The sequence below is a fragment of the Intrasporangium sp. genome (genome assembly GCF_035280925.1).
In the GTDB taxonomy this organism is placed as follows: Bacteria; Actinomycetota; Actinomycetes; order Actinomycetales; family Dermatophilaceae; genus Intrasporangium.
Window position 1 is genome coordinate 80097 of sequence record NZ_DATEEY010000126.1, and the last position, 22901, is coordinate 102997.

Genomic DNA, 22901 nt, shown 5'->3' on the forward strand with positions numbered 1-22901 from the left:
GCCAGCTAGCCTCGGGAGCGATGACGGTGAAGGCGGTCCTTCGGCGCTGGCTCGGGCAGATCCCGGGGGCGGTGCACCTCGCACGACTGGTACTCGAGACGATCCGGGTCTGCCTCAGCTACCGGGTGACCGGCCTCGCGGCCGAGGGCGGTTTCTTCATGCTGTTGTCCCTGCCGCCCTTCGTCCTCGGGCTCTTCGGCGGCGTCGGGTACCTCGGGAACGTCCTCGGGCCAGACGGCGTGGAGCGGCTCGCCGCCGCTGTCGCGGACTACGCGTCCGGTTTCCTCACCGAGTCGAGCATCGACGACCTGCTGCTGCCAACGATCCGTGACGCCCTCCAGGGCGGACGCCCCGACCTCATCTCGGTGGGGTTCCTGCTCGCGTTGTGGTCGGGGTCCCGGGCTCTCAACGTCTTCGTTGACACCATCTCGATCATGTACGGCCAGGGCGACGGCCGCGGCATCCTGCACCAGCGCTTCCTCACCTTCGGCCTCTACACGCTCGGCGTCGTGGTCGCCGTGGTCCTCCTGCCGCTCGTCCTGCTCGGGCCGGCGATCATCCAGGCGTGGCTGCCCGACCGGCTCGACATGCTGACCGTCGCCTACTGGCCACTCGTCCTCGTGCTGTCCATCGCCGCAATCACCACGCTGTTCCACATCGCGACCCCGCGGCGTGCCAGCTGGTGGCGTGACGCGCCCGGGGCGCTGCTCGCGCTCGGGATCTGGCTGCTCGCATCGCTCGTGGTGCGCACCTCCCTCGAGGCCTCGCTCGGCGGGTCGTCGATCTACGGACCGCTCAGCACCCCGATCGTGCTGCTCATCTGGCTCTACGCGCTGGCGATCGCGATCCTCATCGGGGCCGGCCTCAATGCGGCGACGCGCGTCCTGTGGCCGGTCGAGCTGCGAGATGGAGCCGGGGCCAGGCTCGCCACCTGGGCCGGCGGCCTGCTGGCTCGGGGTGGCGGGCCGGACGACACCGGGGCGGCCGTCGAGGCCGATCCGACGGCGCCGGACCAGCGGAGCAGGGACCAGCAGTACGCCAGGCGGGAGCGGTCGCACCTCGCCGAGGCCATCGACCGGCAGCTCTCGGAGGGAGTTGGGCGACCACGTGACGAGCGAGCGCCGAAGGGGTGACGGCGGTTTGGTATCTCCCGGATCGATCCGCTACTGTCTACCAAGCACCGAGCGGGGAAGTTACACCGCTGGTGTTCCCGCGGACGTAGCTCAGTTGGTAGAGCGCAACCTTGCCAAGGTTGAGGTCGCCGGTTCGAGCCCGGTCGTCCGCTCGGAGGCACAAGGGGCAACAGGCAGCTTGCCTTCATGGTGGAGTGGCCGAGAGGCGAGGCAGCGGCCTGCAAAGCCGCGTACACGGGTTCAAATCCCGTCTCCACCTCGGTCATCACCACATCGGGGCGATTGGCGCAGTGGTAGCGCGCTTCCTTGACACGGAAGAGGTCACTGGTTCAAACCCAGTATCGCCCACCAGAAGGACCACGGCCCCTGAGCGCGAACCTGGCTCAGGGGCCTTCTTCATGCAGACAGCCGATGTGCCTGCTTCGAGAGGTGGTCAGCCGAGGGCCTTGGCCTTGATCTGGGCGAACTCGTCGGGCGAGATCGCGCCGTTGTCGAGGAGCGACTTGGCCTGGGACAACTGGTCGACCGTCGTGGCCGACGACGTCCCAGCCACATTGCGGATGTAGTCCTGTTGCTCGGCCATGTACCGCTGGTTCTGTTCCATCGCGCGCTGCGCCATTCCCTGCCCGCGGACGATCACGTAGATGAGCGCTGCGAGGAGTGGGAGGATGAAGAGCGCTATGACCCACACCACCTTGGCGAACCCGCCGAGCTCTGGGTCACGGAAGAGGTCCGTGAAGATGTGGAACAGCATCATCAGGTAAGCCACGAAGAAGAAGGACCAGACCAGCAGCCAGAAGAAGTCCCAGAAGTCGTTCATCGTGCGCCTTTCCACTCAGTGCCTCGGTGCGTCGCAGTCGAGGGGCATCGCCTGTGCCGTGACCTACGCTCCTCCCTCGCTCGGACCCCGACATCGCCCTTTTCGGGGGAGATCGTCGGGGATGACCAGCAGTCACGGGTCCGGCTGGGCGGTGTCGTGCCGGCCCACAGGCTCCGCGATGAGCCGCGTGGACACGATCTGGAGGCCGAGCGCAGTCAGGGCGGCGAGAACACCAACCAGCTCCTGGCTGTCATGCACCTTGGCGGTCAGGGTGGTGTGTGTTCCGTCGCTGTCGGACCACTGGGCGTACGGCCAGATGTCTCGCTCGTCCACTTCCCCTGCAACGACCACGATGGCGTGCATACGGATCAGCCTCGTCTGGACAGGACTTCAGGTCCCCGGCAGCATGCCCGCCACGGGGCCGCGGCCGCGTCACTCCTTCGGGAGGAGTTGGTCAGTAGAGGTCGAGCTCCGCAGCGCGACGGATGGCGGCGCGGCGGCTGCTGACGCCGAGCTTCTGGTAGATGTGCGCGATGTGTGTCTTGGCCGTGTGCAGCGAGATGTACTCCGCCTCGGCGATCTCCGCGTTGGTGAGGTTGGTGGTGAGGTACTGCAGGATCACCCGTTCCCGCTCGGTGAGCCGATCCGCCGTTCCCGGCACGTGCGGGTGGCGCCCCTCGGTCATCCTCCCGAGCACCCGGGTCACGATCGTGGGATGGGCCGTGCCGTGTCGCAGGTGGGACTTGAGCAGGTCGGCCAGACCCTCGCCGGCGCCGAGGAATGGGCCGTAGAGCTCGTCCGGCTCGGCCGCGGCGAGAGCGAGCTCGAGGGAAGCGTGTGCCCCCGAACTCCCCAGCGCCATGAGGGCTTCCGCCTCGATGCAGCGGGAGAGACATTCAATGTGCACGAACGTCATGGCGGTCCGGGCGCGATCGAGCTCGACGAGTGCGTCGGCAGGACGTCCGGCCTGCACCAGTACCTTCGCCCGGCGGGCCGGTGCCAACGGGAACTCCGGATCGGTGGGGGGCCGGGTGGCGAGCGCCACCGCCTCACGTGTTCTCCCCTCGGCCATGAGCACCGATCCCTCGAGCGCCGCGAGCATGGACGGCCAGGTGGGCGCCTGGTGCCCGGAGTCGACCAATGTCCGGATCTCCGATGCAGCGAGCCTGGCGCTCCGGAGGTCCCCCAGCGACAGACAGGTCGTCGTGAGGACGCTCAGGGTGAGCCCGCGCAGCTCCCAGTCGAAGGGAACCATCATGGACAGACTGCGCTCCAGCTGGGTTCGTGCCTCGTTCAGGTTCCCTCGCCAGTAGTCGAACCAGCCGAGGTACGTCACGGCTGGGGCGAGCGTCACCAGCCCCACCCAACCTCGTTCGTTGGCTCGGGCCAGGACCCCGACCGCGACGTCACGCGCGTCGCTCAGGTGGCCCTCGGTGATCGCGGGGATACATGACTCGGCCAGCGCGGTCAGCTCGAGAGCGAGCAGTCCGCTGTCGTGCGCTGTGGCGGCTGACGACCGCAGCATCTCGAGGGTCAGCTCGGCATGGTTCTCGAGCCTGGCCTCGGCCATGCCGACGAACATCTGGACGGTCGCGCGGACGGCTGGATCGGGCTGGTGCTGGCTCCGATCGAACCTCTCCAGCAATGCTTGCCCCGAACCGACCGCGGGTCCCAAGCCCCTCTCGTAGCAGGTGCAGAACAGCTCCACGAGGGCCATGCGGTCCTCGAAATCGGCCCGGTCCGACGGCGGCAGCAGGTCTGCGAGCGCACGCGCGGCGGTGATCGCCGACCGGGCATCGTCGATCCTGCCCCGCTGAACGCAGATCAGCGCCTTGGCGAGGTGCGCCTCGCTGACGTGCGGCGAGGTCTGTGGCAACTGGTCGACGGAGGCGAGGACGGCATCGCTGCGCCCCTGGAGGACGAGCTCCAGCCACCGGGCAGCGAAGATCCTCGATGCCATGTCACCGTCCCCGGCAGCGACGGCATGTCTGATCGCGGTCGGGGCATCGACGGGGGTCCACCACGCCGCCGCTGCCGCGTGCAGCGCCGTGGCCCGCTCGGGGTGGTCGGCGAACAGACGTCGGCGCATGTGCGCCGCGAAGAGCGGGTGCCAGTGGTACCAGGCCTCGCTCGCGGTCACGTCCTCGCGGGAGCGGAAGAGCCCATCAGCCAAGCATTTCTCGAGGAGCACCTCCGCGTTGTGGGTCTGTCTGATGGCGTCGATGAGCGACGCACAGACGTGCTCGTCGAGGCAACTGTCCAGGACGAAGTTCCTGACCTCGTCGTTGAGAGACGCGAGCACCTCGATCGCCAGGTAGTCGGCCAACGCCTGATCACGTCGCAGGTACGTCGGCACATTGGGTCGTGGGCCGTCCCGGCTCGCTGCCAGGATCGCCATCCGCACACCGGCCGGCCAACCGCCGGTCGCTCGGTGGATGGAGTCCACGATCTCCGGGTCGAGGGCGAGACCGGCGGCCCGTACGGCTTCCGCCGACTCCTCGGGGCTGAAGGCGAGCTCGTCGTGGGCGAGGTAGGCCAGGCGGTCATCGAGCCGCAGTCGCTGCAGTCGCAGCTGAGGCACGACGCGGGCTGCGATCGCGACGCGCATGTTCGCAGGCGCCCATCGCAGGACGTGGTCGATCACCGACGTGGACGCTTCTGACCGGATGAGGTGCTGGACGTCATCCAGGACCAGCGTGACCGGCACCCCTGCTTCGTACAGCACCTCGAGGAGCGAGTCGACCAGGGTCAGGGGTTCGGCGCGCAGCGCCGGAACCCGTAGCGACTCCAGGGTGACGTCGAGCTGGTCCAGGCCCGACAGGCTTGCGGCGGTCATGAGGTCTGAGACCAGGCGGACTGGGTCCCGGTCCGTGTCGTCGACGGTCAGCCACAACGTCGCGCCACCGTCCTGGAGCTCCGGGGCGACCGCGCCGAGCAGCGTCGACTTGCCGTAGCCCGCCATGCCCGCGAGCACGACCACCGGCCGACTGTGCAGGAGCGGTGCCAGGCGTGCACGTTCGATGGTCCCCGGGGAGGGGGATGGGGTGGTCATCCGAGCGTGACGTGGCCCAACCATGTCATCCCTGTCGACGGATGTGCGAGGATCCTGACGCCTCCACATTAGATACCTGTTGCCCCGCCGGAGCCACCTTGCGGCAATTCCGTTGGTAAGGCGTGTCTGTGTACGAGATCGTTCTTGACGGTGAGCTGGCTGCGGACTTCGTGGACGCGAGCCTCCCGTTCGAGCGCCGCAACAGCCAGGGAGCGACGATTCTGAGTGTCCCAACGATGGACCCCGATACCCTCGCCGTCACGCTCGAGCTGCTGGAGTCGCTCGGTATCGGCGTGACGGCCATACGGCCGGTCGAGGACACCGGCCCAGGTCGTGAACCCGCCGCCCCACGGTAGCCGCCCCCTCGAGTGCCCTTTGCGCATCGTGCGTCATTGCCGCTCATCCTCGATGGGTGATGTGCGCGAAACGTGGTCCAGCGAATGTCGAGGTACCAGCGGCCAGCCGTCAAGGAGGCAGGACATGAGTGTCAACGTCGATGTCGGTCCAATCGACTACCTCGCCCTGGAGTTTCCCGGGGCCCGACTCAACGGGGAGGGAATGTCGATCCTCGTCGATCTGGTCGACCGCGGGATCATCCGCATCCTCGACATGAGGGCACTCGTTCGAGACGACGAAGGGAACGTCACCGCCGTCGCGATCAGTGATCTCGACGGGGATGGCACTCTCGACCTCGCCCTCTTCCAGGGTGTCGAGTCCGATCTCCTGGACGAGGAAGACCTCGAACAGGCTGCCGCGTTGATAGGACCCGGCAACGCCGCCGCGCTGCTGGTCTACGAGAACACCTGGGCCGGCCCCTTCGTCTCGGCCATGCGCCGCGCGGGTGCCGAGGTCGTGGCCAGCGGCCGGATCCCCGCCGACTCCGTCCACGAGCGGCTCGAAGCGCTCGAGACGTCGACGACCGCATCCGAGTAAAGGAGCACGACATGGGACTCATCGGTGGCATGGCACGGACGGCCGTGGTGGCTGGCACGGCGACGGCCGTGTCGAACCGAGTGTCGCGCCGTCAGGCGGGGCGCTGGGCAGCACAGGAGCAGCAGGCGGCGCCGCAGTACGCACCCCCACCCGAGCCGCAGTACGCACCCCCGCCTGAACCGCAGTACGCCTCCGCGCCCGACCCGGACGCCGACCTTGCCCGTCTCAAGCAGCTCGGTGACCTGCGGGCAGCGGGCGTCCTGACGGAGCAGGAGTTCCAGGCTCAGAAGGCGCGACTGCTGGGCATGTAGGCGGACCTGCCTGCCGCTGCTCGATGCCGAGCGGGCGTTCTGGCCCCCGGGCATGGCCGGGGGGTCACGCCACGTGAACCGGCCTGATCGGGACGAATGGTCGGATCTCGTCGGCACCCTGCTGGATGACGCCGCACGACGACTCGGGCACCTCGTGCCACGCGCCCGGTAGGTCACCGAGCGGCTCGGAGACGACGAGTCGCGTCTCGTCGCCCAGCGCCCGAAGTACCTCCAGTTCGGGGTACAGCTCGCGCAGCTGCGTCACGTCCGTCGAGTGGAAGAGCGTGCGGCTCTGATGCTGCGATGAGTACCGGAACACCCACACCGACTTCCCGTCGCTCGTCGCCAGCGTTGCCTGGACGGGCTCCGCGACGCCGCGGCGCTCGGCGAGGTCCTCGACGAAGCCGATGGCGCGCGCCACCCCTTCGACAGGGTTGGCTTCGAGGCCGAACGTCAGCGCCAGGAAGAAGAGCGCCTCGGAGTCGGTCGATCCCTCGATGTCCGGGTACAGCGAGGGGTCCACCGAGAACAGCAGGTCGCGCTTGAGCTCATGGAAGCCGGAGACCGCCCCGTTGTGCATCCACAGCCACCCCCCGTGTCGGAACGGATGACAGTTGCTGCGTTGCACCGGCGTTCCCGTGGACGCGCGCACATGGGCGAACAGCAGTGGCGTCCGCACCTGCGAGGTCAGCTCACGGAGGTTCACGTCGTTCCAGGCCGGGTCCACGCTCTTGAAGATCGCCGGCTCTTCGCGATCGCCGTACCAACCGATCCCGAAGCCGTCACCGTTCGTCGTTGTCGCTCCCATGCGAGAGTGCAGGCTCTGCTCGATCAGCGAGTACTTGGGCTTGAAGAGCAGGTCCTCGACGAGGATCGGGCCGCCCGAGTACACCATCCATCGACACATGGGTACAGGCGATCACGTCGCACGGGCGCCGTCATCACGTCCCGAGGATGACTTTGATGGCGTGGCCGACCTCAGCAGACGAGCGAGGTGATCCCCTGCGCGCTCTCGGAGCCGCTGCGGAGCAGCTTGCCCCAGCCCTGGGTGCAGAAGCTGACAGTGCGCACCGGGATCGAGTAGGTCAGCCGCTGCCGGTTGTCGCCGACGGCATAGCCGCGCGTGTCACCCCCGCCGCCGACGACGATGCCGGTCTGGGCGCGGTAGCCGAAGCCGAGCGCGTGGTACTGCGACCACACGTAGACGGACGAGAAGTTCATCCAGGCCGAGCCGCCGGAGTCCCAGCACCAGCCGATGTACTGCCGCACCGTGAATGCGTTCATGCCCTTGTCACGCACGACCCTGCTCGAGCCCAGCTCCCGGATGTTCGAGCAGTTGACCGCGGTCAGGTTGACCGTCACGTCGGGGGACGCCGTGACCGCACCGGCAGGTGCGACCTCGGGAACGGAGCGGGCCAAGGCCGGAGTGGCGGAGGATGCGGCGGCTGACGCGCTCGCGTGCGCCGGGGACGATGCGGAGGCCGCGGCGCCGGAGGCCAACGCGGCCATCAGCGTGGCCAGCGCGGCGGTCAGGACGGACACGGTCAAGCGGTGGAGGGACGTCATTGTGGCTCCTGCTCGGTGGTCAGTGCGACTGACCCTACGACGGGTCGTGGGGATCGGCAGCCCGAAAACCTCCTGACCATGAGTAGCGTCCACGGACCGGAATAGGGTGGGGCCCATGGCCGCCGCGTCCAGCAAGACCCCAGCCATGGTGCTCGACGTGGACGGCTTCGACGTCCGCCTGACGAACCCGGACCGGGTCTACTTCTCCGAGCGTGGTGAGACCAAGCTCGACCTGGCCAGCTACTACCTGTCGGTGGGCGCCGGGATCGTCAACGCGCTTCGCGACCGGCCGTGCATGCTCCACCGGTTCCCCAAGGGGGTGGACGGCGACAAGGTCCACCAGAAGAGGCTTCCCGCCGGGGCGCCTCCCTGGGTCGAGACGGTGCGGCTGCACTTCCCCCGCTACGGTCTGCACGCCGACGAGCTCTGCGTCCAGCGGCTGGCCGATGTCATCTGGGCCGTCCAGATGTCGACGGTCGAGTTCCATCCGTGGAACTCCCGCCGGGCCGACACCGAGAAGCCGGATGAATGGCGCATCGACCTCGACCCGATGCCCAGGTGCGGCTACGACAAGGTGCGGCGGGCAGCGCACGTTTCCCACGAGATCCTCGACGAGCTCGGTGCCGTGGGATGGCCCAAGACGTCCGGCGGGCGGGGCATGCACGTCTACGTCCGGATCAAGCCCGAGCACGGCTTCCAGGAGGTGCGGCGCGCCGCGCTCGCCTTTGCGCGTGAGGTCGAGCGGCGGCTGCCCGACGACGTGACGACGGCGTGGTGGCGCAAGGACCGCTCGCCCCACGACCTCTTCGTCGACTACAACCAGAACGCCCGGGACCACACCATCGCGGCCGCCTACAGCGTCCGCGGGAATCCACGTGGGACGGTGTCGGCTCCGGTCGGGTGGGACGAGATCGACGACTCGGTGCCCGACGACTTCACCATCGCGACCATGCCGGACCGCTTCGCCCGTCTCGGGGACCTGCACGCGGGCATCGACGACGCCGTCTTCGACCTCGCCGCACTGCTCGACTGGGCGGAGCGTGACGAGCGCGAGGGGAAGGCCCTGCCTCCCGACGAGGAATAGGCCGTATGCCGCTGGGCTTGCTCCTGAGTGGGAGTGGCCCAGGTGCCGCCCCGGTCCCAGACGAACAGAACACAGCCACCAACCACCACCAGGAGGATCCGTGACACTTCTCGGCGAGTTCACCGCGATGACGATCGACGGCAAGGAGCAGTCACTGTCCGACTACTCCGGGCAGGTCGTGCTCGTCGTCAACACGGCGAGCGAGTGCGGGTTCACGCCCCAGTTCGCCGGACTCGAGCAGCTCTGGGAGACCTACCGCGACCAGGGGTTCACCGTCATCGGTTTCCCGTGCAACCAGTTCGGCGGTCAGGACCCGGGGACCAACGAGGAGATCGGCGCCTTCTGCCAGCAGAACTACGGCGTCACCTTCCCGATGATGGCCAAGGTCGACGTGAACGGCGACGACACGCACCCGGTGTGGAACTGGCTGAAGTCGGAGAAGGGGGGTCTCTTCGGCGACCGGATCAAGTGGAACTTCACGAAGTTCCTCGTCGGACGGGACGGGCACGTCATCGGTCGCTACACGCCCCAGGCGGAGCCCCACGGCCTCGCCGAGGACATCGAGAAGGCGCTCGCCGCCGAGCGCCGCTGACCAGCCGCGAGCCTACGATCTGCGGGTGGACCACGCCCGATTCGCCGACCGCCACGCTCGCGAGGTCATCGACATCCGGCACGGCGAGGACGCCTTGGAGGCCGTCTCACGCGAAGGGTTCTGGGCGTTCATCGCCACCTTCGAGGGCTTGGTCACGGCCATCCGTTTCGCCGAGGTGCGACCCGGTGAGCCGGCCACGCGGGTTGTTGACTGGACGCCGCTCGATCGGCACTGGGAGAGCTCACTGGGCTCAGCGGCATACGTCAATGCGGTTGATGAGGTCCGTCGGCGCATCGCCGCCGGCACTGTCTACCAGGTCAACGTCTGTCGCGTGCTGAGCCACCCGATCGACGACGCAGCCGACCTCGATGGGCTCGACGTGATACTGCGGCAGGGGAATCCGGCCCCACACGCCGCCCGGGTCAGGTGCATCACGGCGGGGGTGGACATCGTCAGCGCGTCGCCCGAGCTCTTCCTGTCGCGTCGCGGCGACCGGCTCGTCACCAGGCCGATCAAGGGCACGGCGGCGACCCGCCAGCAGATGCTGCCCAAGGACCATGCGGAGAACGTGATGATCGTCGACCTCATGCGCAACGACCTGTCGGGCGTCTGCGAGCCGGGCAGCGTCTCGGTCGACGCGCTCTGTGCCTTCGAGGACCATCCCGGGCTCGTCCACCTCGTCTCCACGGTGAGCGGGCGGCTGCGTCACGGGGCGACGTGGCGCGACGTGTTCGGGGCCACGTACCCGCCGGGTTCGGTCTCGGGCGCGCCGAAGTCGAGTGCGCTGACGGCCATCACCGACCTCGAGCCCACGCGACGCGGGCCGTACTGCGGCGCCATCGGCTGGGTCGACGCCGACAACGACGAGGCCGAGCTGGCCGTGGGGATCCGGACGTTCTGGGCGGAGCGGGACGGAACGGGTCGGCGGTGGTTGCGGTTCGGGACGGGCGCCGGCATCACCTGGCACTCCGACCCTGCCGCGGAGTGGACCGAGACCGAGCTCAAGGCCGCCCGGTTGGTCGGGCTCGCCGCCGGCACTGTGACACCATGACGGCATGACCGGCAGCCTTCCCCGCGTCTGGGTCAATGGTGACCTCGTCGATGCGGCCGCACCCTCCATCACGGCGCTCGACCACGCCGTCACGGTCGGGGACGGCGTGTTCGAGACGGCCAAGATCGACCGCGGGAGACCGTTCGCCCTGTCCCGGCACCACGCCCGTCTCGAGCGGTCCGCATCCGGACTCGGGCTACCGGCAGTGGATCTCGCCCTCGTCACGAAGGGCATCGACGCCGTGCTCGACGGCGAGCCGATCGACTTCGGCCGCCTGCGCTACAGCGTGACCGGTGGCATCGGGCCGCTCGGCTCGGACCGGGCTGCGGGAGAGCTGACCTACATCGTGGTCGCCGCCACCCAGGCGAGGCCGCCCGCCTCGGGCAAGGTCACGGTCGTGCCCTGGACGCGCAACGAACGCTCGGCAGTCGCCGGGCTCAAGACGACGTCGTATGCCGAGAACGTCGTCGCCCTCGCCCGGGCGAGAGCGCTCGGGGCCATGGAGGCCGTCTTCGCCAACACGCGCGGCGAGCTGTGTGAGTGCACCGGGAGCAACATCTTCGTCGTCGTCGGCGGTGAGGTGCTGACCCCGCCGGAGGACTCCGGACTCCTCGCCGGGATCACGCGAGAGCTCGTGCTCGAGTGGGCAGCCGACGCCGCGGTCCCCATCCGCGAGAGTGCCCTGCCGCTCGACGTCCTGCGCACCGCAGACGAGGTGTTCATCACCAGCTCGACCAAGGACGTGCTGCCCGTCCATGCGGTCGACGACCGCACCCTCCCGGTCGGGCCGGTCACCGCCCGGCTGCGCGACCTGTTCCGCTCGCGCGCAGAGCAGGACCTCGACCCGTGAGCGACGCCAACGAGTCGGTGGACACCGTGGGGACTGCCGGGCCCGTGGACACGGGCGTCTCGGTGGTGGACTACTCCGACCGCAACGTGACCCTCGACGCCCACGAGGACCGGTGGGCCTGGCGGGCGCGCCTGCGGCGCAACCCGGCCACCCATCTGGCCTGGCGCACGGCCGTGGGGATCTTGGGGTCCCTCGTCACCGTCGGTGGGCTCGTCATGGTGCCGGCCCCGGGGCCCGGCTGGGCCGTCGTCATCCTCGGTCTGGTCATCCTTGCCAGCGAGTTCGAGTTCGCCCAGCGGTGGCTCGACTTCGTCAAGCACCACGTGCACCTCTGGAACCGGTGGATCATGTCGCAGGCGCTCTGGGTGCGGTTCCTCGTCGGGCTCGCCACCCTGCTGCTCGTGTGGGCGATCCTCTGGCTGACGTTCGTCGTCCTGGGCGTGCCTGCGTGGACGCCGGAGTGGGCCGAGCAGCACCTCGCCCGGCTTCCCGGAGTCGACTAGGGTCGATTAGGGCGCGTGGCTGCCGAACCGCTATTGTTTCCGAGCACCAGCCCGGACGTGTAGCTCAGTTGGTTAGAGCGTTCGCTTCACACGCGAAAGGCCAGGGGTTCGAGTCCCTTCACGTCCACCACTTCACCGCGCCGCCCCAGAGTCGCGGGGGAGTCCGGCCTCAGCACGCAGTCCGGGCGGGTGCGGCAGCGGTCGGCGCGGTTCCCGCACGCCCGCCGAGCCGTCGCCGCGGGGACCGAAAGTCACCAGGTGTCGTGGTCGGCGGAACCGTCTGATGCGGTAGACGTCATGGGTCATGGGCTCGACGGACGGGGCCATCCGGTCGAGCATCGGCATGACGTCGCCCGGCTCCAGCCCGGGCAGGATGAACGTGCCGCGATGCCTTCCCGCCCCGTCATGGCGCACCACCTCGTAGAGCTTCATGTCCCCAAGCCTGAGCCTGCTCGCGACCCGGCGCAAGGGTGTTCGCCCCGGGAGCCAACTTGGTGGGCTGGTTCGGTCATAGACTGCCCGCCAGGAGGCGATTCCAGTGCAGGAGACCCTGACCGCGGCGCTCGAGCGCGAGCACCAGGAGATCGACGCCGGCCTCGGGGCCTTCGGCGACGGGCTGGAGAGCGGTGAGCTGCTCGGGGCGGCCCTGGACCGTGCCGCGGACGCCCTTCGGCGGCACATCTACCTCGAGGAGGAGTTCCTCTTTCCGCCCCTGCGAGCGGCCGGCATGGTGCCGCCGGTCCTCGTCATGCTGCGGGAGCACGGCGAGATCTGGCGCACCCTCGATGCCCTCGAGCTCGAGGTGGGCCCGGGCACTGCCGCTGGGACGGCGCAGGACCGGTGCCGGGCGCTGCTCGCCCAGCTCGCGAGCCACAACGCCAAGGAGGAGCCGATCATCTACCCGCAGGGCGATGCGGTCCTGAGCGACCAGGCCAAGTCTGAGCTCCACGAGTTGATCGACAGCGGCCGTATGCCGCCGGGCTGGGTCTGCGCGCAGGCTCGCCCTCGCGGCTGATGACGAAAGGCAGGTGTGGGGCGTGGACGCGACTGTGAGCAGCCTGTTCATCTATCCCGACTCGGACTCGCCCGCGCAGGAGCTCGAGGCGGTCGAGATCACGCCGACAGGTCCCGAGGGCAACCGGGCGAAGAAGCACCCGGTCCACATCGTCTCGGCGGAGGAGTACGTCGAGACCCATCCGAAGGCCAACATCGTCCTCGACGTCGCCCCGGAGGTGCTCGCCTCGCTCGTGGGCTCCGTCGTGCGCCTCGGCGAGTGCACCCTGGCCGTCACCCGCAAGCCCGAGCAGTGTGCCGGTGTGTACGCCGACGTGGTCGAACCGGGCGCGGTGTCACTTGACGACCGCCTGCTCGTCCCGGCGGACGAGTGACGATCCACTCGAGCCATCCCTTCGAGCCGGACGAGACGGACCGGGACCCGATCCGTCGGTTCCGCGGCCGGCTCGGAGGGGCCGTGTCGCTCTGGACCGCCGGTGAGGGGAGGGAACGAGCGGGCCTGACCGTGACGTCCATGCTCGTCGCGGCCGGGGACCCGGCCCGGGTGGTCGTGCTGCTCCACCCGGACGCCGACCTGCTGGAGCGGGTCGAGGAGACCTCGGCCGCCGTCGTGTCACTCCTGACATGGCGGCACCGCGAGCTCGCGGACGTGTTCGCTGGCCGGTTCCCGGCACCCGGCGGCCCCTTCCGAGTGGGGGAGTGGGAGCAGACGCAGTGGGGTCCCCGCCTGGTGTCCGCGCCCTCGTGGCTCGGCGTGCGGGCCGACGCCAGGTCCCGGCGCGACGTCGGGTGGTCGGTGCTGCTCGAGGCCGTCGTCGAGCACGTGGAGCTTGGCGAGGGTGCCCCGGACGCCGGGGACGCCGGTGACACCGAGAGCTCAGCGCCGCTCTTCCACCGCCGGGGCCGCTACCTCAGGCTGTGACGACAGGACGGGCGCCAGGCCGCGCCAGACGAACTCGGTCAGCGACTCGACGAGCTCGGCTCGCGGCACCCTCCCGGGCGAGGCGAGCCACTCATCGGCGACCGCCTGGACCGCCCCGACCAGGGCGACGGCTCGGACTCGCCACATCGCCGCGGTGACGTCGCCGTCCGAGGACGACGCCTCGAACAGCCGGGCGAGCTGGTCGGTCACGTGGCCGACGGTGGCGCCGACCGGGTCGTCCGTCAGCGGGCGGTCGACCATGGGTCGGTTGACCACGAAGCGGTAGAGATGGGTGTCCGACTCGACGAGGGCGAGGTAGGCGCCAACGGTCGAGGAGATCAGCTCCCGTGGGTCCGTGCCAGTCGCGGTCGACCTCTTGAGCGCTGCCACGACGTCCCCGACAACTCGCTCGTCGACCCGCTCGACGACGGCCCGGTACAGCCCCGCCCGATCGTCGAAGTGTCGGTAGATGACGGTCTTGCTCGTACGCGCCTCCGCTGCGATGTCATCCATGCCCACACCCGCGCCGTGTCTGCGGATGGCCCTGATGGTGGAGTCGACCAGGCTCGCACGGCGCTCCTCGCGGTGCCGGACCCAGCGCACCGACCGACCGTCCGCGACGACCGGTTGGCCTCCGGGGTTCTCGGCATCGGTCATGACACGAAAACTAACAGGTACTCGCCGTATCGACTACTGCGGGTTTCGGTTATCTTGATCATCAGACGGGCCACGACGGCCCCGTGTCCCGGACGACCCAGGAGAGTTCCATGGCACCCAAGACGAGAAAGTCCCCCTCCCGGCAGACGCGCCGCGTCGCCATCCTCGGCGGCAACCGCATCCCGTTCGCCCGGGCCCACGGCGCCTATGCCCGTGCATCGAACCAGGACATGCTCACCGGCGCCCTCGATGGACTCGTCGCCCGCTACGGACTGGCCGGCGAGCGCCTCGGCGAGGTCGTGGCGGGGGCCGTGCTCAAGCACTCCCGTGACTTCAACCTCACGCGGGAGTCGGTGCTCGGGACGCGGCTTGACGCCGCGACGCCCGCCTACGACGTCCAGCAGGCGTGCGGCACTGGCCTCGAGGCCGCGATCCTCGTGGCGAACAAGATCGCGCTCGGCCAGGTCGACTCCGGCATCGCGGGCGGGGCGGACACGACGAGCGACGCGCCCATCGCCGTGAGCGAGGACCTGCGCAAGACGTTGCTGGCCGTCAACCGCGCCAAGACCCCGATGGACAAGCTCAAGGCGCTGTCCGCCTTCCGGCCGACCCATCTCGCTCCGTCGATCCCGGAGAACGGTGAGCCCCGGACCGGGATGTCGATGGGCGAGCACATGGCCGTGACGGCCGCACAGTGGGGCATCTCCCGGGAGGCCCAGGACGAGCTCGCAGCCGCCAGCCACCAGAAGCTCGCTGCCGCGTACGACCGCGGCTTCTTCGACGACCTGATGACCCCCTACCTCGGCCTGACCCGGGACAGCAACCTGCGGCCCGACTCGACCGTGGACAGGCTGGCCAAGCTCAAGCCGGTCTTCGGCAAGGGTGCGAACGCGACGATGACGGCCGGCAACTCGACGCCCCTGACCGATGGCGCCTCAGCCGTGCTCCTGGCCAGCGAGGAGTGGGCCGAGGCGCGCCACCTGACGCCCCTTGCCTGGTTCGTCGACGCGGAGACGGCGGCAGTCGACTACGTCCACGGCGACGAGGGCCTGCTCATGGCCCCGGCCTATGCCGTTCCACGGCTCCTGGCCCGCAACGGGCTGACGCTCCAGGACTTCGACTTCTATGAGATCCATGAGGCCTTCGCGTCGACCGTGCTCACCCACCTCAAGGCATGGGAGGACGAGGAGTTCGCCATCAAGCGGCTCGGGCTCGACGCGCCGCTCGGGTCGATCGACCGCAGCCGGCTCAACGTCAACGGCTCGTCCCTCGCCGCGGGCCATCCGTTCGCCGCGACCGGTGGGCGCATCGTCGCCTCGCTGGCCAAACAGCTCCGGGAGAAGCGCGAGGCGACCCGGAAGCCCGTGCGGGGCCTGGTGTCCATCTGCGCTGCCGGTGGGCAGGGCGTCGTCGCGATCCTGGAGGCCTGAGGCATGGCTGATCTCTTCACCACCGTCGTCACCTCACCGCTGGCGAGAAGGGCCGGAGTGCCGCAGCCGACCCAGCTGCGCCGCTACACGCCGGGCGGCCCGCTGGTCGAGGGTCCGGTGCTCGTCACCGGGGGAGGCCGCTTCGAGAAGTCCATGCGCGTGCGCCTCGACCAGGCCGGCGTCGCAGTGGTGAGCGCCGCCGAGGACACGCGGGACCGCCTCGGGGCCATCATCGTGGACCTGTCCGCTGCCCTGGACCCGGCCGAGCTCGCGCAGCTGCGCACGATCGAACCGGGCGTCAAGCGGCTCGCGCGGAACGCCCGCGTCGTCGTCATCGGCACGGACCCGGCGACGCTCACGGACGTCACCGAAGTGACGACCCAACGTGCCCTCGAGGGCTTCAGCCGGTCCCTCGCCAAGGAGCTGCGCCTCGGTGCGACAGGCAATCTGGTTCTCGCCCAGGGCGAGGCGCACGACGGCGTGTGGTCGGCGGTCGAGTTCCTGCTCTCCGGGAGATCGGCCTACGTGGACGGGCAGGTCGTGCGGGTCGCCGAGACCATGGGCACGAACGGCGACTCCGTGAAGCCGCTCGGGGGCAAGGTGGCGGTCGTCACCGGCGCCGCGAGGGGCATCGGGGCAGAGATCGCCAGGGTGCTCGGTCGCGATGGCGCCACTGTGGTGGCCGTCGACGTCCCCGCAGCCGGTGAGGCGCTCGCCAAGGTGGCCAACGAGGTGAGGGGCACGGCCGTCCAGCTCGATGTGACGGCGGCCGACGCCGGCTCGCGCATCGTCAGGCACGCGACGCAGCGCCATGGCGCCATCGACATCGTCATCCACAACGCCGGGATCACGCGGGACAAGCTGTTCGTCAACCTCGACGAGGACAGATGGGACAGCGTCATCGACGTCAACCTGCGCTCCATCCTGCGGATGAACGAGGCGATTCTCGGCGAGGGCGGCCTCGGGCAGGGTGGTCGCATCGTGTGCCTCTCGTCCATCGCCGGCATCGCGGGCAACCGGGGCCAGACCAACTACGGGGCGAGCAAGGCCGGCGTCATCGGGCTCGTCACGGCACTTGCGGCCCAGGTACGGGATCGGGGCATCACCGTCAACGCCGTGGCCCCAGGCTTCATCGAGACGGAGATGACTGCTCGGGTTCCTTTCGCCACCCGTGAGATGGGGCGCCGGATCAACTCGCTCCAGCAGGGTGGTCTGCCCAGGGACGTGGCGGAGACGATCGCCTGGCTCAGCCAGCCCGGCGCGGCCGCCGTCACGGGCCAGGTGGTCCGGGTGTGCGGACAGAGCTGGCTCGGCGCATGAGCGGGTCGGTCATGACACGCGAGATCACCTTCGAGGCCGCGCCTGACCTCAAGCGGATCTATGCCACCGCGCTGGTGACGGGACGCGGGGCGGCCGGGCCCCTCCCCGATGCACGTGCGGTCCGCCGGGGGGTCCGGGTCGACGTCGAGAACCTGGTCGACTACGCCCGGGTCTGCGGCTTCACGGTCGGCGCCACCCTGCCGCTGAGCTATCCCCACATGCTCGCCTTCCCGCTCCAGATGGCTCTGATGAGCGAGCGTGACTTCCCGCTGGGCCTGACCGGGGCCCTGCATCTCCAGAACGTCATCTCGGCAACCCGGCCGATCGCGGTGGAGGAGACCCTGGACTTCACCGTGTGGGCGGAGAACCTGCGCTCGCACCGCCGGGGCCAGCAGGCCGACGTCGTGTCCGAGGCGAGTGTCGACGGCGACGTCGTCTGGCGGGGTGTCAGCACCTACCTGTCCAAGGGCACGGAGCACCCCGACGCGGAACCCTCCGAGCCCCCGTCCCTCGAGCCGCTGAAGAACGTGGCGACCGGCCCGATGTGGCGCCTGGGCGAGGGCACCGGGCGCCGGTACGCGAGGGTGTCGGGCGACTGGAACCCGATTCACGTGCACGCCCTCACGGCCCGGCCGCTCGGCTTCCCGACCGCCATCGCGCACGGGATGTACAGCTACGCCCGAGTGGTCGCTGCGCTCGGCACCGCTCTGCCGGACGCGGGCCTGACGAGCCGAGTCTGGTTCCGCAAGCCGGTCCGGCTGCCGTCGACGGTTCGCCTCCGCAGTGCCTTCGGGCCGGACCGCGTCCTCTCCGTCCTCGCCGGCGTCAAGGGCGACATCGAGCACGCCGTCGTCGAGCACACTTGGTAGACAGGCCATTCCGTATGCCGCTGAGCCCGGTCCCGCTGTCAGCACAGCGGGTGCCGGGCTCAGCCGCTCGGAGGAGTGCGTTTCAGCCAGGGGACGTGGACGCTGCGTCGCCGGATCAGCATGGCGACGGTCCTCGTCTGCCTGCCGTACCTCCTCCTCAAGGTCGCCTGGGTGTCCGGTTGGTCCGTCGGTGCGTCGATCGAGGGGTTCAGGCAGCTGGCCACGGGGCGAAACCCGTTCAGCGGGGACGAGGTCCTGTCGCCGTGGGTGTTCGGCATGGTCTACGGCGGGTTCATCCTGCAGGGATCCCTGCTCCTGCCGGGCTTCCTGCTCTACGCGCGCGACCGCTGGAACGTCGTGACCGCTGGGGGCGGCGTTCGGCAGGCGGTGGCGGGACGCGACCTCTGCAGAACGTCCTGGCCTGTGCCCGCTCTTGCTGCCCTGGCGGCCGCCGCCGCGACTGCCGGTCTGCCGAGTGGCCGGGCGGCTCACGAGGTCACGCCTGGCACTCCTCTGGCTCGGGTCCGGGATCACCTGCCCCAACGCACTCAATGAGACCCTGAGGGACGTTGCCGCTGAACCGGCTTCATCCTCCTCGGCACCCCCGGGGGCGCGATTGGTGGCGCCATTCGCCTCGTCGAGGAGGAGGGAACGGGTCGACAGCCTGCCCCCGACGGGTGAGTCTGTCGTCATGACGGACCTCGAGATCCTTCCGGAGACCATGAGCGCCTGGGAGACGATCGGATCCGACGGGCCCGGCCGCATCCGTCGGGTCCAGCGTCCGGTGCCGCAGGCCGGAGCCGGAGAGGTCCTCGTGCGGGTGGAGGCCTGCGGAGTCTGCCGGACGGACCTCCACGTGACCGAGGGCGACCTCCCCGAGCATCGGCCGCACGTCATCCCGGGTCACGAGGTCGTCGGGCAGGTCGTCGCACTCGGAGACGGGGCATCCCGTTTCGTCATCGGGGACCGCATCGGCATCGCCTGGCTCCGCAGCACCTGCGGCGTCTGCCGATGGTGCCGTTCAGGTCGCGAGAACCTCTGCCGCTCAGCACGTTTCACCGGGTGGGACGAGGACGGTGGATACGCCGCGTTCGCGACCGTGCCCGAGGGCCACGCCTACCGTGTCCCACCGCAGATCGACGCCGAGCAAGCCGCGCCGCTCCTCTGTGCCGGCATCATCGGCTATCGCGCGCTCCGCCGGGCAGCCGTGCCGCCGGGCGGGCGACTCGGCATCTACGGCTTCGGGGCCAGTGCCCACATCACCGCACAGATCGCGCTGGCCCAGGGCGCCGAGGTCCATGTCCTGACGCGGGGTGAGGACGCTCGCCAGCTCGCCCTGGACCTGGGGGCGAGCTCCGCCGGACCGGCTGACGGCCCGCCTCCCGTACCGCTGGACGCCTCGATCCTCTTCGCACCGGCCGGTGAGCTGGTTCCGGTGGCTCTCGCCGGGCTGGAGCAGGGTGGCACCCTCGCGCTCGCCGGGATCCACGTCAGTGACATCCCCACGCTGGCCTACCAGCAGCATCTGTTCCGGGAGAAGACGCTCACCTCCGTCACCGCGAACACGCGACAGGACGGCGAGGAGCTGCTCGCCCTCGCCGCTCGGCTCGGCCTCCGCTCGACGGTGACGAGCTACCCCTTCGACGCCGCCGACCACGCGCTCGACGACCTCAAGGAGGGCCGCTTCGCCGGGGTCGCAGTGCTCCGCCATGCGCAGCCCCCAGCCCCGTGATCGAGTGAACAAGATCTGTGGGAGCCAGCTCAACGGCATACCCCCAAAGCTGTTCACTCGATCGCCCGGGCGCTTTCCTTCGGCACCCGCTCCTGTCGATACGCTTGAGCGCGGCCGCGCCCAGCGGCATACGACCCTTGAAGGAGCACCCTCGTGTCTGCACAGATCAGCGTGACCGTCGCCGGGAGCGAGCGAACGGTTGCGGGGCAGACGACGGCGGGCGAGCTCCTCGACCAGCTCGGTGACGCCGGCCGGGTCGTCGTTGCCCGCGTCAACGGAGAGCTGCGCGACCTCTACCACGTCGTCGAGGACGGCGACGTCGTCGAGCCGGTGACCATCGACTCCGAGGACGGCCTGGCTGTCCTGCGGCACTCGACGGCCCACGTCCTCGCGCAGGCGGTCCAGTCCCTCCACGCCGACGCCAAGCTCGGCATCGGCCCGCCGATCCGCGATGGCTTCTACTACGACTTCGACGTCGAGGAGCCCTTCCACCCCGAGGACCTCAAGACCCTCGAGCGGGCGATGCAGAAGATCATCAACGAGGGACAGACCTTCCAGCGGCGCGTCGTCACCGACGAGGACGCGCTCCAGGAGCTGGTCCACGAGCCGTACAAGTGCGAGCTCGTCGGGCTCAAGAGTGGCGCAGGCGAGGCGGCCGAGGGGGCGAGCGTCGAGGTCGGCGGCGGCGAGCTGACGATCTACGACAACGTCCGGCGCGACGGGACGCGCGCGTGGGGTGACCTCTGCCGCGGTCCCCACGTCCCGAGCACCAAGGTCATCGGCAACGCCTTCAAGCTGATGCGCGTGGCGGCTGCCTACTGGCGCGGGTCCGAGAAGAACCCTCAGCTCCAGCGGATCTACGGGACCGCGTGGTCGAGCAAGGAAGCACTGCGAGCTCACCTGGAAAGGCTCGCCGAGGCCGAGCGCCGGGACCACCGCAAGCTCGGTGCCGAGCTCGACCTCTACAGCTTCCCGGACGAGCTCGGCTCCGGCCTGCCGGTCTTCCACCCCAAGGGCGGGGTCATCAAGCGCGAGATGGAGGACTATGTCCGCCGGCGCCACATCGAGGAGGGGTTCGACTACGTCGGGACGCCCCACATCAGCAAGGACGGCCTGTTCCACACGTCGGGACACCTGCCCTACTACGCCGACACGATGTTCCCGCCCATGGAGCTGGAGGGGGCCGAGTACCGCCTCAAGGCGATGAACTGCCCGATGCACAACCTCATCTTCAAGTCGCGCGGTCGCTCCTACCGCGAGCTGCCGCTGCGGTTCTTCGAGTTCGGTTCGGTGTACCGCTACGAGAAGTCGGGCGTCGTCCACGGTCTGACCCGCGTGCGCGGCCTGACCATGGACGACTCACACTCCTACGTCGCCGAGGAGCAGGCGCCGGACGAGATCAAGCACCTGCTCGGCTTCATTCTCGGGCTGCTCAAGGACTTCGGTCTCACCGACTTCTATCTCGAGCTGTCGACCCGCGAGGACGAGGGCGACAAGAAGGACAAGTTCATCGGGACGGACGAGCAGTGGGCCATGGCAACCGCCGTCCTCGAGAAGGCCGCCACGGAGTCCGGCCTGGAGCTCGTCGCGGACCCGGGTGGCGCGGCGTTCTACGGCCCGAAGATCTCCGTCCAGGCCAAGGACGCCATCGGCCGGACCTGGCAGATGTCGACGATCCAGTACGACTTCAACCAGCCCGAGCGGTTCGGCCTCGAGTACCAGGCCGCGGACGGCTCGCGCCAGCAGCCGGTCATGATCCACTCGGCCAAGTTCGGCTCGATCGAGCGGTTCCTCGGGGTGCTCGTCGAGCACTACGCGGGCGCGTTCCCGGTGTGGCTCTCCCCAGTCCAGGTGCTGGGTGTGCCGGTGGCGGACGAGTTCGCCGACTACCTCGGCGAGGTGCTGGACCGGATGCGCCGCAAGGGGGTCCGCGTCGAGCTGGACGCGAGCGACGACCGCTTCCCGAAGAAGATCCGCAACGCGTCGAAGTCGAAGGTGCCGTACGTGCTCATCGCGGGCGAGGATGACCGCGCTGCCGGGGCCGTGTCGTTCCGCTATCGGGACGGCTCGCAGAAGAACGGCGTGCCGATCGACGACGCGATCGCGGAGATTCTGACGGCGATCGAGTCCCGGTCGCAGGTCTAGCTGCCTCGCTCTCGGCGGGGAGCTGCTCGGCGTGTCCAGGCGACACGCCGCCAGCCCACGGCTTTGCCGACAAAGTTTCCGTGAACCCCTTGCGAACACCACGTGGCGGGGCTACAAAAGAACCACCGAACCGCTTCGGCGGATTGGTTCTTCCTCACCTCGGTGAGCGAAGAAGAGGGCCCGGGAACTCATACTTCCCGGGCCTTCACCTTCCATCGGTGGAAGACCATCGATTCCGGCCCCGTGGCTCTCACACCCGCGGGGCCGCGTCGTGTCGTGGGCAAGCGGAAGCCAGCCGAGCGGCATACGGGAAGACAGGCTGGCCCTGCGGTCTCACACACCGTCCAATCCATGCTACTGAGCCGGGACCGATGCCTCAGGACCGCACCTCTTCTTCCCTTGAGTGACCGGCTCATGTGGACGCGGTCCACACGCCAGTTGTCCCTCGATCGAGGAGGGGCAGACCCAAACGCCTGCCACAGGAAACGTCCAGGCAATTTAGCTGATTCCGGTAACACTGATGCCCCGCCGTGGGAGATTTTCATCGAGGGTTTCGACGGGGGATGCCCTTGGCGGGTATTTGAGGGGCCTGCCCCCGGTTGTGCATCGTGGTGCGGCGCTTTTCTCCCGCCTTCAGTCAGGTCACGTCTGGAAACCACCGGGGCCGAGTGCCCCGAGGGGAGGAGCACAACCATGGACGATAAGCACCCCTCGCAGCCGAGCGAGGCAGTACTGAGAGTCCCACGCAAGACCGTCCGAGGCCTTCTGATCGGCGTCGTGGCCACGGCGGGAGCGGCGGCGGTGTTCACCGCGCTGCCCGCATGGGGCGCGCACGTCACTCCGGTGGCGGTATCGGGGAACCCTTCCTGCCCCGCAGGCACGACGACGTTGAAGGTCGAGCCCGTATCGGACGGCAC

At 69.3% G+C, this 22901-nt stretch carries 26 protein-coding genes and 4 tRNA genes; 23 read left to right on the top strand and 7 right to left on the bottom strand.

The features are described 5' to 3' along the window. Positions 1-20: 20 nt before the first annotated feature. The 4 genes from VJN29_RS12290 (at position 21) to VJN29_RS12305 (ending at position 1484) form a co-directional block, all read left to right on the top strand. The gene (locus VJN29_RS12290; RefSeq protein ID WP_324143918.1) at positions 21-1133 is read left to right on the top strand and encodes a YihY/virulence factor BrkB family protein; all 1113 of its coding nucleotides are present in this window, start codon (positions 21-23) and stop codon (positions 1131-1133) included. Between the two features lie 79 nt (positions 1134-1212). Then, positions 1213-1285, top strand: a tRNA-Gly gene (locus VJN29_RS12295). A 36-nt stretch (positions 1286-1321) separates the two neighbouring features. Further along, positions 1322-1392 (top strand) — tRNA-Cys (locus tag VJN29_RS12300). Positions 1393-1409: 17 nt separating this feature from the next. After that, positions 1410-1484 (top strand) — tRNA-Val (locus tag VJN29_RS12305). A gap of 82 nt (positions 1485-1566) precedes the next feature. Here the strand turns inward: VJN29_RS12305 and VJN29_RS12310 are convergent. The 3 genes from VJN29_RS12310 to VJN29_RS12320 form a co-directional block, all read right to left on the bottom strand. Next, positions 1567-1953, bottom strand: a complete 387-nt coding sequence (locus tag VJN29_RS12310) for an SHOCT domain-containing protein (RefSeq protein WP_324143919.1) — start codon at positions 1951-1953, stop codon at positions 1567-1569. A gap of 132 nt (positions 1954-2085) precedes the next feature. After that, positions 2086-2316 carry a hypothetical protein gene (locus tag VJN29_RS12315; RefSeq protein ID WP_324143920.1) on the bottom strand — a complete coding sequence of 77 codons (231 nt, stop codon included), beginning with the start codon at positions 2314-2316 and terminating at the stop codon, positions 2086-2088. Positions 2317-2407: 91 nt separating this feature from the next. Next, complete coding sequence (locus tag VJN29_RS12320; protein ID WP_324143921.1) at positions 2408-5005, bottom strand: LuxR C-terminal-related transcriptional regulator; 2598 nt, start codon at positions 5003-5005, stop codon at positions 2408-2410. A 128-nt stretch (positions 5006-5133) separates the two neighbouring features. Here VJN29_RS12320 and VJN29_RS12325 point away from each other — a divergent pair, with 128 nt between their 5' ends. The 3 genes from VJN29_RS12325 (at position 5134) to VJN29_RS12335 (ending at position 6249) form a co-directional block, all read left to right on the top strand. Beyond that, a complete protein-coding gene (locus VJN29_RS12325) occupies positions 5134-5361 on the top strand; it encodes a hypothetical protein (protein WP_324143922.1) in 228 nt (75 codons plus the stop codon). Between the two features lie 124 nt (positions 5362-5485). Next, positions 5486-5938, top strand: a complete 453-nt coding sequence (locus VJN29_RS12330; RefSeq protein WP_324143923.1) for a DUF6325 family protein — start codon at positions 5486-5488, stop codon at positions 5936-5938. An 11-nt stretch (positions 5939-5949) separates the two neighbouring features. Beyond that, the gene (locus VJN29_RS12335; protein WP_324143924.1) at positions 5950-6249 is read left to right on the top strand and encodes an SHOCT domain-containing protein; all 300 of its coding nucleotides are present in this window, start codon (positions 5950-5952) and stop codon (positions 6247-6249) included. Between the two features lie 64 nt (positions 6250-6313). On the opposite strand, the gene VJN29_RS12340 is transcribed toward VJN29_RS12335, so the two are convergent. Beyond that, a complete protein-coding gene (locus VJN29_RS12340) occupies positions 6314-7156 on the bottom strand; it encodes a class II glutamine amidotransferase (RefSeq protein ID WP_324143925.1) in 843 nt (280 codons plus the stop codon). 71 nt (positions 7157-7227) lie between these two features. Next, positions 7228-7815 carry a hypothetical protein gene (locus VJN29_RS12345; protein WP_324143926.1) on the bottom strand — a complete coding sequence of 196 codons (588 nt, stop codon included), beginning with the start codon at positions 7813-7815 and terminating at the stop codon, positions 7228-7230. A gap of 115 nt (positions 7816-7930) precedes the next feature. Between VJN29_RS12345 and ligD the strand changes: the two genes are divergently transcribed. From ligD to VJN29_RS12375, 6 genes are all read left to right on the top strand, one after another. Beyond that, entirely contained in the window at positions 7931-8899 is a 969-nt protein-coding gene (gene ligD, locus VJN29_RS12350) for a non-homologous end-joining DNA ligase (protein ID WP_324143927.1), read from the top strand. A 100-nt stretch (positions 8900-8999) separates the two neighbouring features. Next, the gene (locus VJN29_RS12355; RefSeq protein WP_324143928.1) at positions 9000-9491 is read left to right on the top strand and encodes a glutathione peroxidase; all 492 of its coding nucleotides are present in this window, start codon (positions 9000-9002) and stop codon (positions 9489-9491) included. A 25-nt stretch (positions 9492-9516) separates the two neighbouring features. Continuing rightward, positions 9517-10542 carry a chorismate-binding protein gene (locus tag VJN29_RS12360; protein ID WP_324143929.1) on the top strand — a complete coding sequence of 342 codons (1026 nt, stop codon included), beginning with the start codon at positions 9517-9519 and terminating at the stop codon, positions 10540-10542. Between the two features lie 4 nt (positions 10543-10546). Beyond that, positions 10547-11392 carry an aminotransferase class IV gene (locus VJN29_RS12365; protein WP_324143930.1) on the top strand — a complete coding sequence of 282 codons (846 nt, stop codon included), beginning with the start codon at positions 10547-10549 and terminating at the stop codon, positions 11390-11392. Further along, complete coding sequence (locus VJN29_RS12370) at positions 11389-11895, top strand: TIGR02611 family protein (protein ID WP_324143931.1); 507 nt, start codon at positions 11389-11391, stop codon at positions 11893-11895. Before VJN29_RS12365 ends, VJN29_RS12370 begins: the two co-directional genes overlap by 4 nt. Before the next feature lie 53 nt (positions 11896-11948). Further along, a tRNA-Val gene (locus tag VJN29_RS12375) sits at positions 11949-12025 on the top strand. A gap of 2 nt (positions 12026-12027) precedes the next feature. Here VJN29_RS12375 and VJN29_RS12380 read toward each other — a convergent pair. Then, on the bottom strand, positions 12028-12327 hold the full coding sequence (locus VJN29_RS12380) for a hypothetical protein (protein ID WP_324143932.1): 300 nt from the start codon (positions 12325-12327) through the stop codon (positions 12028-12030). 106 nt (positions 12328-12433) lie between these two features. On the opposite strand from VJN29_RS12380, the gene VJN29_RS12385 reads away from it, so the two are divergent. Genes VJN29_RS12385 through VJN29_RS12395 form a run of 3 tightly spaced genes read left to right on the top strand, consistent with a single transcriptional unit; the run spans position 12434 to position 13831 of the window. Next, positions 12434-12910, top strand: a complete 477-nt coding sequence (locus VJN29_RS12385) for a hemerythrin domain-containing protein (RefSeq protein WP_324143933.1) — start codon at positions 12434-12436, stop codon at positions 12908-12910. Between the two features lie 22 nt (positions 12911-12932). Continuing rightward, positions 12933-13283: a hypothetical protein gene (locus VJN29_RS12390; protein ID WP_324143934.1), complete on the top strand. Its 351-nt coding sequence runs from the start codon at positions 12933-12935 to the stop codon at positions 13281-13283. Beyond that, entirely contained in the window at positions 13280-13831 is a 552-nt protein-coding gene (locus VJN29_RS12395; RefSeq protein WP_324143935.1) for a flavin reductase family protein, read from the top strand. The genes VJN29_RS12390 and VJN29_RS12395 overlap by 4 nt, the downstream gene beginning before the upstream one ends. On the opposite strand, the gene VJN29_RS12400 is transcribed toward VJN29_RS12395, so the two are convergent. Beyond that, positions 13787-14488 (bottom strand): TetR/AcrR family transcriptional regulator, encoded by a 702-nt coding sequence (locus tag VJN29_RS12400; protein WP_324143936.1) that lies wholly within the window; start codon positions 14486-14488, stop codon positions 13787-13789. The two genes, VJN29_RS12395 and VJN29_RS12400, sit on opposite strands and share 45 nt — an antisense overlap. A gap of 110 nt (positions 14489-14598) precedes the next feature. Here VJN29_RS12400 and VJN29_RS12405 point away from each other — a divergent pair, with 110 nt between their 5' ends. The 7 genes from VJN29_RS12405 to VJN29_RS12435 all read left to right on the top strand — a co-directional run. Then, positions 14599-15918, top strand: a complete 1320-nt coding sequence (locus VJN29_RS12405; RefSeq protein ID WP_324143937.1) for an acetyl-CoA C-acetyltransferase — start codon at positions 14599-14601, stop codon at positions 15916-15918. Positions 15919-15921: 3 nt separating this feature from the next. Further along, positions 15922-17238, top strand: coding sequence for a 3-oxoacyl-ACP reductase (locus VJN29_RS12410; RefSeq protein WP_324143938.1), 1317 nt, complete (start codon positions 15922-15924; stop codon positions 17236-17238). Positions 17239-17249: 11 nt separating this feature from the next. Beyond that, on the top strand, positions 17250-18107 hold the full coding sequence (locus tag VJN29_RS12415) for a MaoC family dehydratase (protein WP_324143939.1): 858 nt from the start codon (positions 17250-17252) through the stop codon (positions 18105-18107). A gap of 75 nt (positions 18108-18182) precedes the next feature. Continuing rightward, positions 18183-18662: a hypothetical protein gene (locus VJN29_RS12420; protein ID WP_324143940.1), complete on the top strand. Its 480-nt coding sequence runs from the start codon at positions 18183-18185 to the stop codon at positions 18660-18662. Positions 18663-18798: 136 nt separating this feature from the next. Continuing rightward, positions 18799-19839, top strand: a complete 1041-nt coding sequence (locus VJN29_RS12425; protein WP_324143941.1) for a zinc-dependent alcohol dehydrogenase family protein — start codon at positions 18799-18801, stop codon at positions 19837-19839. A gap of 153 nt (positions 19840-19992) precedes the next feature. Beyond that, positions 19993-21984, top strand: coding sequence for a threonine--tRNA ligase (thrS, locus tag VJN29_RS12430; RefSeq protein WP_324143942.1), 1992 nt, complete (start codon positions 19993-19995; stop codon positions 21982-21984). A 693-nt stretch (positions 21985-22677) separates the two neighbouring features. After that, a partial coding sequence (locus VJN29_RS12435) for a hypothetical protein (RefSeq protein WP_324143943.1) occupies positions 22678-22901 on the top strand: 224 nt, incomplete at its 3' end.

Excerpts from the sequence above, each read along its gene's own strand:
- VJN29_RS12400 (WP_324143936.1), bottom strand. The coding sequence starts at position 14,488 with ATGACCGATGCCGAGAACCCCGGAGGCCAACCGGTCGTCGCGGACGGT.
- VJN29_RS12405 (WP_324143937.1), top strand. The coding sequence starts at position 14,599 with ATGGCACCCAAGACGAGAAAGTCCCCCTCCCGGCAGACGCGCCGCGTC.
- VJN29_RS12425 (WP_324143941.1), top strand. The coding sequence starts at position 18,799 with ATGACGGACCTCGAGATCCTTCCGGAGACCATGAGCGCCTGGGAGACG.
- VJN29_RS12290 (WP_324143918.1), top strand. The coding sequence starts at position 21 with ATGACGGTGAAGGCGGTCCTTCGGCGCTGGCTCGGGCAGATCCCGGGG.
- VJN29_RS12415 (WP_324143939.1), top strand. The coding sequence starts at position 17,250 with ATGACACGCGAGATCACCTTCGAGGCCGCGCCTGACCTCAAGCGGATC.
- VJN29_RS12410 (WP_324143938.1), top strand. The coding sequence starts at position 15,922 with ATGGCTGATCTCTTCACCACCGTCGTCACCTCACCGCTGGCGAGAAGG.
- ligD (WP_324143927.1), top strand. The coding sequence starts at position 7,931 with ATGGCCGCCGCGTCCAGCAAGACCCCAGCCATGGTGCTCGACGTGGAC.
- VJN29_RS12315 (WP_324143920.1), bottom strand. The coding sequence starts at position 2,316 with ATGCACGCCATCGTGGTCGTTGCAGGGGAAGTGGACGAGCGAGACATC.
- VJN29_RS12320 (WP_324143921.1), bottom strand. The coding sequence starts at position 5,005 with ATGACCACCCCATCCCCCTCCCCGGGGACCATCGAACGTGCACGCCTG.
- VJN29_RS12335 (WP_324143924.1), top strand. The coding sequence starts at position 5,950 with ATGGGACTCATCGGTGGCATGGCACGGACGGCCGTGGTGGCTGGCACG.
- VJN29_RS12345 (WP_324143926.1), bottom strand. The coding sequence starts at position 7,815 with ATGACGTCCCTCCACCGCTTGACCGTGTCCGTCCTGACCGCCGCGCTG.
- VJN29_RS12380 (WP_324143932.1), bottom strand. The coding sequence starts at position 12,327 with ATGAAGCTCTACGAGGTGGTGCGCCATGACGGGGCGGGAAGGCATCGC.
- VJN29_RS12365 (WP_324143930.1), top strand. The coding sequence starts at position 10,547 with ATGACCGGCAGCCTTCCCCGCGTCTGGGTCAATGGTGACCTCGTCGAT.
- VJN29_RS12330 (WP_324143923.1), top strand. The coding sequence starts at position 5,486 with ATGAGTGTCAACGTCGATGTCGGTCCAATCGACTACCTCGCCCTGGAG.
- VJN29_RS12340 (WP_324143925.1), bottom strand. The coding sequence starts at position 7,156 with ATGTGTCGATGGATGGTGTACTCGGGCGGCCCGATCCTCGTCGAGGAC.
- VJN29_RS12310 (WP_324143919.1), bottom strand. The coding sequence starts at position 1,953 with ATGAACGACTTCTGGGACTTCTTCTGGCTGCTGGTCTGGTCCTTCTTC.